This window comes from Neisseria sp. P0009.S007 (assembly GCF_051962515.1).
In genome coordinates this window covers 1-8109 of the sequence record NZ_JBQCVF010000096.1, presented here as the reverse complement: position 1 = coordinate 8109, position 8109 = coordinate 1, and the positions used below count along the sequence as shown (strand labels likewise).

12 protein-coding genes are annotated in these 8109 nt (G+C 48.1%); 3 read left to right on the top strand and 9 right to left on the bottom strand.

Annotated features, from left to right (window positions below; genetic code table 11):
- The 3 genes from ACTHS3_RS09015 to dtd form a co-directional block, all read left to right on the top strand.
- Nucleotides 1-549: peptidylprolyl isomerase (locus tag ACTHS3_RS09015; protein WP_440367737.1), on the top strand; the 549-nt coding region annotated here is incomplete at its 5' end.
- Nucleotides 550-593: 44 nt separating this feature from the next.
- Complete coding sequence (locus tag ACTHS3_RS09010; RefSeq protein WP_049336724.1) at nucleotides 594-1358, top strand: peptidylprolyl isomerase; 765 nt, start codon at nucleotides 594-596, stop codon at nucleotides 1356-1358.
- A 98-nt stretch (nucleotides 1359-1456) separates the two neighbouring features.
- Entirely contained in the window at nucleotides 1457-1918 is a 462-nt protein-coding gene (dtd, locus tag ACTHS3_RS09005; protein ID WP_049336726.1) for a D-aminoacyl-tRNA deacylase, read from the top strand.
- Between the two features lie 59 nt (nucleotides 1919-1977).
- Here the strand turns inward: dtd and ACTHS3_RS09000 are convergent, their stop codons facing one another.
- The 9 genes from ACTHS3_RS09000 to hisF form a co-directional block, all read right to left on the bottom strand.
- On the bottom strand, nucleotides 1978-2496 hold the full coding sequence (locus ACTHS3_RS09000) for a gluconokinase, GntK/IdnK-type (protein WP_049336727.1): 519 nt from the start codon (nucleotides 2494-2496) through the stop codon (nucleotides 1978-1980).
- Nucleotides 2497-2587: 91 nt separating this feature from the next.
- A complete protein-coding gene (locus ACTHS3_RS08995; RefSeq protein WP_004519658.1) occupies nucleotides 2588-3973 on the bottom strand; it encodes a GntP family permease in 1386 nt (461 codons plus the stop codon).
- Between the two features lie 557 nt (nucleotides 3974-4530).
- Nucleotides 4531-5307, bottom strand: coding sequence for a twin-arginine translocase subunit TatC (tatC, locus tag ACTHS3_RS08990; protein WP_039862097.1), 777 nt, complete (start codon nucleotides 5305-5307; stop codon nucleotides 4531-4533).
- Nucleotides 5308-5322: 15 nt separating this feature from the next.
- Nucleotides 5323-5985: a Sec-independent protein translocase protein TatB gene (gene tatB / locus ACTHS3_RS08985; RefSeq protein WP_004519655.1), complete on the bottom strand. Its 663-nt coding sequence runs from the start codon at nucleotides 5983-5985 to the stop codon at nucleotides 5323-5325.
- 3 nt (nucleotides 5986-5988) lie between these two features.
- Nucleotides 5989-6192 carry a Sec-independent protein translocase subunit TatA gene (tatA, locus tag ACTHS3_RS08980; protein WP_003679438.1) on the bottom strand — a complete coding sequence of 68 codons (204 nt, stop codon included), beginning with the start codon at nucleotides 6190-6192 and terminating at the stop codon, nucleotides 5989-5991.
- Nucleotides 6193-6227: 35 nt separating this feature from the next.
- On the bottom strand, nucleotides 6228-6551 hold the full coding sequence (locus tag ACTHS3_RS08975; RefSeq protein WP_004519654.1) for a histidine triad nucleotide-binding protein: 324 nt from the start codon (nucleotides 6549-6551) through the stop codon (nucleotides 6228-6230).
- 118 nt (nucleotides 6552-6669) lie between these two features.
- Nucleotides 6670-6993: a phosphoribosyl-ATP diphosphatase gene (locus ACTHS3_RS08970; protein WP_003679440.1), complete on the bottom strand. Its 324-nt coding sequence runs from the start codon at nucleotides 6991-6993 to the stop codon at nucleotides 6670-6672.
- A 32-nt stretch (nucleotides 6994-7025) separates the two neighbouring features.
- Nucleotides 7026-7433, bottom strand: a complete 408-nt coding sequence (hisI, locus tag ACTHS3_RS08965; RefSeq protein ID WP_004519653.1) for a phosphoribosyl-AMP cyclohydrolase — start codon at nucleotides 7431-7433, stop codon at nucleotides 7026-7028.
- 43 nt (nucleotides 7434-7476) lie between these two features.
- A partial coding sequence (hisF, locus tag ACTHS3_RS08960; protein ID WP_440367733.1) for an imidazole glycerol phosphate synthase subunit HisF occupies nucleotides 7477-8109 on the bottom strand: 633 nt, incomplete at its 5' end.

Here is an 8109-nt window from a genome sequence, read left to right as displayed (position 1 = left end):
AAAACCGAATGGGCAGTTTTCGAAAATGATTTGTTAGGCCAAGCTTTCGCGGCGCATATCGTCCGTCAATATCCTGTTCAAGAAAAAGATGTCAAAGCCGCTTACAACGACTTCAGCAACTTCTATAAAGGTACTCAGGAAGTCCAAATGGGCGAAATCGTGACTGACAGCAGCAGCAATGCCCAAAAAGCCATTGCCGATTTGGATGCGAAAAAAAGCTTTGTTTCGGTATTGAACCAATACTCAATTGACGAAGCGGCCAAAAAAGCCGGCGGTATCCCTAAAGCTTATGTTCCGCTTAAAGATTTGCAAGAATCAGCGCCTCCGCTTTACGCAGCTGTCAAAGACCTGAAAAAAGGTGCGCACACTAAAACGCCGCTGCAAAACGGTAATTTGTACGCCGTTTTCTACGTCAATGACCGCCGTAACGTTACCGTACCTTCTTACGAAGCCTCTAAAAACGAGATTGGCAGCGACTTACAGGCAGCCCGTGTTGATGCGGCCATTCAATCATTGCTGAAAAAAGCCAGCATCAAAGTCAACAAATAATATAACGTGCCCGCCGTGATAACGGCGGGCAATAAGGAACTCACATGAACATCAAGCCCAAAACTGCCGTTTTGGCTATCCTCGCCCTATCAACCATCGGCTTGGCAACTGCCAAAGCACCTGAAATCGATCCCGCCCGTATCGACAGCATGGTTGCCGAAGTATTGAGACAAGCCGATCAACATCCCAACCAGACTGCCAAACCCGATGGTCAGGCAATCCGCAAAGATGTGGTTACACGTTTGCAGACTTTGGAAATTTTGAAAAATGAAGCCATCCAGGCTGGTTTGGACAAAGATGCAGAAGTGCAGAATCAGCTTAAAAACGTTGAAGCTGAGTTTTATGCCAACCAATACGCTGCTTATCTAGAACGTCAAACCGCGGTTGACGATGCTGAGTTGCGCCGTTTCTACGACCATCAAACACGCATTATCAAGCTGCAACAAGTCAGCTTTGCTTCAGCCGACGAAGTACGCGCCGCGCGAGAGCTGCTGCTAAAAGGCTTGTCATTTGAAGAGCTGATGAAACGCTATCCAAACCCCGAACAAGAGTTCGACGGCTTCATCTCTCCGCAGCAGCTCTCTCCTCAACTGGCTACCGCTTTTGCCGACATGAACCGAGGCGATGTAACGCATGAGCCGATTCAAATGGAAAACCGTTTTTATCTGTTTAAACTCAGTGCAGTAGAACACGATCCCAATGCCGAACCTTTCGAACTGGTACGCAATCAGATTGCCCAAGCTGTTAAACGACAAAAAGTCGAGAATCAGATCGAACGTATCTTAAAAGAAAACGGCATTAATCCGTAAATTGATTCAATGGTTTCAGGCCGTCTGAAACCATACTCCAACCCAAAGGGCGTGTCTTTTACGCCCTTTTTTACAAACTTCTTTTATTCAAAAACATCATGCGCGCTGTTATCCAAAAAGTTACCCAAGCCAAAGTTGACGTTTTGTCCGAAAACTCCTGCGAAACCTGCGGCAAAATCGACAACGGATTTATGATATTGCTCGGCGTTACCCACACCGATACAGAAACAGACGCCAAATACATTGCGGATAAAACCGCCAACCTGCGTATCTTTGAAGACGAAAACGGCAAATTAAATTTATCGCTCAAAGATGTCGGTGGCTCGATATTACTGGTTTCCCAGTTTACCCTTTACGCTGATGCGCGCAGCGGCCGCCGCCCATCTTTCTCCAATGCTGCCCCTGCCGAACAAGCGGATAAGCTTTATCAATATACCGCGCAACTTTTGCGCAAACATGGATTGACTGTCGAAACCGGCAGATTCCAAACCCATATGCAGGTTTCCCTTTGCAATGACGGGCCGGTTACCTTATTGCTTGACTCGCAAAAAACATTCTAAATCCCATCAAAAAAGGCCGTCTGAAATATTTCAGACGGCCTTTCCATTTCTGATCATTACTAAATCAAGCCTTGCGCTTTCACCCAGTTCACAATATCTGCCTCAACGGCTTCAGGCGAACCCGGATTGTCAATTTTAACGCCGTACTCATCCGCACCCAGCTCTTCCAAAATCTCCAGCTGCGAATCCAGCATTCCGGCTTTCATATAATGCCCCTGACGCGACAGCATACGTTCAAGATTGATTGCTTGAGGCGGAGTCAGATGAATAAAAGCCACCTTCCCTTCTGCACCACGCAGAATATCGCGATAGTGATGCTTGAGTGCGGAACAAGTAACAATGGAATATTTTTCCCCGTTTTTTGCCTGCTCTGTCATCCAGTCACGCAAATTGCCCAGCCAAGGATAGCGGTCTTCGTCCGTCAACGGAATACCGGCACCCATTTTGTCGCGGTTGGCTTGAGTATGGAAATCATCGCCTTCGGCATATGGGCATTGGTTGAGATGTTTTTGCAAAGACAATGCGGCAGTGGTTTTACCGCAACCGCACACGCCCATCATGACAAAATGTGTCGTCATTTTTCTACTCCTTGTTTATCTAGATTTTAACGGTATTTGAAAACAGGCGGATTGTGTTATCTCAAAAACACTATCCGCCGGCCATTTTCGATTAAACCAAGATAAACAACACTGACGATAAAGCAAAACCGATGAGTGCGATAAGTGTTTGGTTGACCGTCCATGTCTTCAAGGTCGTCGGCACATCCATATCCAACAGACGGCCGACAAGCCAGAAGCCTGAGTCGTTAAAGTGGCTGCAACCAACGGAACCTGCCGCCGTCGCCAATACCACGCAAGTAATCTGCCAATCGCTGAAACCTGCCGCCGCAACGGCCGGTGCCATCAACGCGGCAGCGGTAGTCAGGGCAACAGTCGCAGAACCTTGCGCAATACGCAAAGCCAAAGCTACCAAGAAACAGCCCAGTAAAACAGGAATACCCAAGTCAGCCATGCTGTCGGCCAAAGCCTTACCGATACCGGAAGCACGCAATACGCCGCCGAACATACCGCCTGCACCGGTAATCAAAATAACCGAGCAAACCGGGCCCAATGCGCCATCAATGGTTTTCTCCAAAGCGCTGGCTTTTTCACCACGTTTACTGCCCAATACATACAGGGCTACCAAAACAGAAATCAGCAAAGCAATTGGTGTCGAACCGAGCATTCGTGCAAACTGCACCCAGCCTTCATCCGCACTGACCATTTTCTCGCTGATCAGAGTAGACAAACCAGTATTCAAGAAAATCAACAACATAGGAATTAGCATAATGCCAATGACCGTAGATGCCTTTGCAGGCGCTTTCGGTTGGTCGTTATCTTGCGTACCGCCGCTGAGCAAATCAGGAACGGGCACATGAATGCTGCGGCCCAAAATCTTACCCAATAAATAGCCGCTGAAATACCAAGTAATCAAGGTAACAGGCAAACCCAAAATCAGCAGTTGACCAATATTTGCGCCATAAAATTCAGAAGCTGCAATCGGGCCGGGATGTGGCGGCAGGAAGACGTGCATGACGGAAAATGCGCCAATAGATGCCAACGCATAGGGCAAAACAGTTTGCTTCATGCGGCGTGCCGTTGCAAACACAATCGGCAACATCACCACCAAACCGGCATCAAAGAAAATCGGAAAACCGAAAATCAAAGAAGCCACGCCTAAGGCAAACGGCGCACGATTCTCACCAAAAATCCGAATCAGCGCATCTGCCAAAGACTGAGCACCGCCGGAAGTTTCCACCAAACGGCCAAGCATTGCACCCAAACCAACCAACAACGCCACGCTGCCAAGTGTACCGCCGAAGTTTTTGACCAATACATCATTAACAATGCTGCCCATAGGCAGACCTGTTACGATGGCAGTCAGCAAGCTGACCAATACCAACGTCAGCAAGGCATGAACGCGCAGTTTTACAATCAAAATCAAGATCAGCAAAATCGCTGCCGCGGCGATACCGAGCAAAGTACCGGCACTCAGCGTTTGAGTCCATCCATCCATTTTGAAGCCTTTCTCTGTAAGAAAAATACAAACTTATTAATGTTTCTTAACACACGTAGATAAGATAACACATTTCACTATGGATTCATACGGCTGGATTTAGTCAAAATATAAACTTCTCTTTTTCAAAACCCTTTTTGTAAGATGCTTGATAAATAAGGATTACAACGAAAAACAAGGGTGACAAAAAGGCCGTCTGAAACGTAGTTAATTTTCAGACGGCCTGACATCATTCTTCTCGATAAAATAGAAACGAATATTTTTTCAATTACCTAAAATCAAGTATTTTCGGCTTATGCCTTGGTAAAAATCACCCCATTTCCCAAACGTAATTCCGGCAGTTTGGTATTAAAATCCAGCCCATTGAGGCATGAGGGACTGTTACGCATTACTGCTTCGATTTCGGCAAAATCCTCGGTCAAAAATTTTAGCCGAATCAAAAGAATCTGGACAGTAATGTTTTACGATTCCCCGAACATTCATCATGCTTTTTCTTAAAAACTGAAAGTGCCATGATACAAAGGCCGTCTGAAAAATTCTTCAGACGGCCTTGATTCTTAAACTTCTGCCGGTGGTTGCGGTGTATCCTCATCTTCCTGCTGCGTTTTCGCTTTGGCAAAACGGCTGAACCAAATACCAGCTTCGTAGAGCAGAATCAGCGGAACGGCAAGCAGGGTTTGGGAAATTACGTCAGGCGGCGTGATGATTGCGGCCACGATAAACGCACCGACAATCACATACGGACGCGCATTCTTAAGCTGTGCAGTCGAAACAATGCCCATTTTGGCAAGCAACACCACAACGACGGGAACTTCAAACGTCGTACCGAATGCAACAAACATGCCCAAAATAAAGGACAGGTATTTATCGATATCGGTCGCCATATTGACACCGACAGGGGTTACACCGGCCAAGAATTTGAAAATAACGGGAAATACCAGAAAATAGGCAAACGCCATACCAACAAAGAAGAGCGTCACGCTGGACAACACCAGCGGCGTAATCAAACGCTTTTCGTTTTGGTATAAAGCCGGGGCGACAAACGCCCAGACTTGATACAGCGTGTGCGGCAACGACAGCAGAAACGCCGCCATCAAGGTAACCTTTACCGGCACAAAAAACGGCGCGATCACATCGGTCGCAATCATGCTGGTATCTTTAGGCAGATTGGCCATCAATGGTTCGGCAACAAAAGTATAGAGCTGCTGGGCAAACGGCATCATGCCCAAAAAGCAGACAACGATACCGATGACGATCCACATCATTCGGCGGCGCAGCTCGAGAAGATGCTCGATAAGCGGTTGGACGGGTTGTTCGTGTTGAGGTTCGGACACCGGTTGACTCACTTTTTACTTACGGACGCGCAGTTTGGGCTTGGCGTGGAATTTCGGGCGCATATCGCGTTTGCGGCTCATCGCCTGCTTACGCAAAGAAGTCGTATGCAGCGGAGGAACATCGGCAGCAGGAGCTTCGACATAGCTGACTTCAACCGCCGGTGCGGGGGAAACCGATGCGGTCAAATACTCACGCCAAGCGCGGTCTTGCTCGGACTCGGCATTTTCAGCTCCGACAGGCTCTTGAGTTTGCGCTGCTCCACCCTCTTCAGGAACTTGGGCCGCACTTTCATTTTCAGTGCTGCTTGAAGCCAAATCAGGCAGAGGATTACCGAACTCGTCCACGCCAAAATCAGCTGGCGTTTTTTGTTCGGGCAGGCGCTCCCAAGGCTTGAGGCCATCTGAAATATCATTCAGATTTTTTTGTGCATCATCGCCTAAGTCTTTGATACCGTCGCGAAACTCCGAAGCGGCGGCTTCAAATTCCTGCTTCACCTTGCGCAATTCGTCCAACTCAGCCTGAGTATTGAGCTCCTGCTTGACGTTGTTGACGAAGCCTTGCAATTTGCCGACCAAACGCCCGGCCGTGCGCGCGGCTTGCGGCAGACGTTCTGGACCCAGCACTATTAGGGCGACAACGCCGACCAGCAGCAATTCGCCCAAACCGAAATCAAACATGGATTATGCTTTGTCTTCGTCTTTTTTGTGTTCGATGACTTCGTCTTTTTTGGCATCTTTGCCGTCTGTACCTTCATTCAGGCCTTGTTTGAAGTCATGCACTGCACCGCCGAGGTCTTTGCCGACATTGCGCAATTTTTTGGTACCGAATACCAAAACGACGATAATCAGTACGATAATCCAGTGCCAGAGAGAGAAGCTACCCATGATAAATCCTTGAATTTATTAAAAATAGATGATAGTTATGCAGGCGTACCCATGATATGTATATGCAGGTGGAATACTTCTTGTCCACCGCCTTTGCCTGTGTTGATCAGGGTTTTGAAACCGTCGGTCAAACCTGCCTCTTGGGCGATTTGAGGGACTTTCAACATCATTTTCCCCAACAGGGTTTGATGTTCGGCGGTTGCGTGTGCCAGTGAATCGAAGTGTACTTTCGGAATCAGCAGCAGATGCACCGGCGCAGCAGGACGGATGTCTTTGAAACAAAGCATCTCATCGTCTTCGTAAACAGTTTGTGCCGGAATATCTTTGGTTGCGATTTTGCAGAAAATACAATTATCCATAATGGCTCCAATGGCCGTCTGAAAACGGGTATAACGAGTTTCACCCCAAAAAGGGAAATCGTTTTTGCCCTAAGAGACGGATTCTGAAACAGGTCAAATACGGGATTGTAATATAAATTCAAGATTCTTTGCGAGAAGCTTTTTCCACTAATCCCGACAAACCTTGACGGCGCGCAAGCTCGTTTACTACATCTTCGGCACGCAATCCGTGATGCGCCAATAAAACCATGGTATGAAACCACAAATCCGCCACTTCGTAAACCAAATGTTCGCCACCGCCATCTTTAGAGGCCATCAAGGTTTCACCCGCTTCCTCGATGACTTTTTTCAGAATCTTGTCTTCGCCTTTGTGCAGCAGCTGGGCAACGTAAGAAGCATCGGGATCGCCGCCTTTGCGCGAATCGATGACGTTTTGAATTTGGGTAAGGATAGTATCGGTCATGGTCAGTTTCTCTTATTTTCTTTCAGACGGCCTTAAGGATGTTTATGTCCGTAAATCGCCTCTTCGTCTTTCAACACGGCATCGACTGTCTGCCATGCGCCGTCTTGCCAAACTTTGTAAAAACAGCTTTCGCGCCCAGTATGACAGGCAATGCCGCCGTTTTGTTCAATCAACATGACCACTGCGTCGCCATCGCAATCCAGGCGCAATTCATGTACTTTTTGCGTATGCCCTGACTCTTCGCCCTTCATCCATTGTTTTTGGCGGGAACGGCTGTAATAGTGGGCAAACCCGGTTTCTACGGTTTTTTGCAGGGCTTCGGCGTTCATCCAGGCAACCATCAGCACACGGTGTGTCTGCCAATCTTGGGCAATCGCGCAAACCAAACCTTTTTCATCAAATTTTACGGCATTCAGCAGCGTTTCGTTTATGTTCGACATTCGCATTTTTTTCCCATATTTTCAGACGGCCTTTGGATAGTAATCACAAACGCACTTCAATTCCTGCTTCACGCATGGCCAGTTTTGCTTCGCGGATGCTCGCTTCGCCAAAGTGGAAAATACTGGCGGCCAATACCGCATCGGCCTTCCCGTCCTTAATGCCGTCCACCAAGTGTTGAACAGAACCGACGCCGCCAGAAGCAATGACCGGAATATCGACCGCTTCGCTGACCGCGCGTGTCAAAGGCAGGTTGAAACCTTGCTTGGTGCCGTCTCGGTCCATACTGGTCAGCAAAATCTCGCCTGCACCGCGCCGCTGCATTTCGACAGCCCATTCCACCGCATCCAAACCGGTCGGATTACGTCCTCCGTGGGTAAAGATTTCCCAACGGGTGTTTTCAGGGTTAACCGCTTTGGCATCCACGGCAACAACAATCGCTTGCGAACCAAAAAAACCGGCCGCTTCGTTTACCAAATCAGGATTGGTTACAGCGGCCGTATTGATGCTGGTCTTATCGGCACCGGCATTAAGCAGACGACGGATATCGGCAACCGTACGGACACCGCCGCCGACGGTTAATGGAATAAAAACTTGTGAAGCGACTGCCTCAATAACGTGCAAAATAGTGTCGCGATTGTCGCTGGAGGCAGTGATGTCCAAAAAGGTCAACTCATC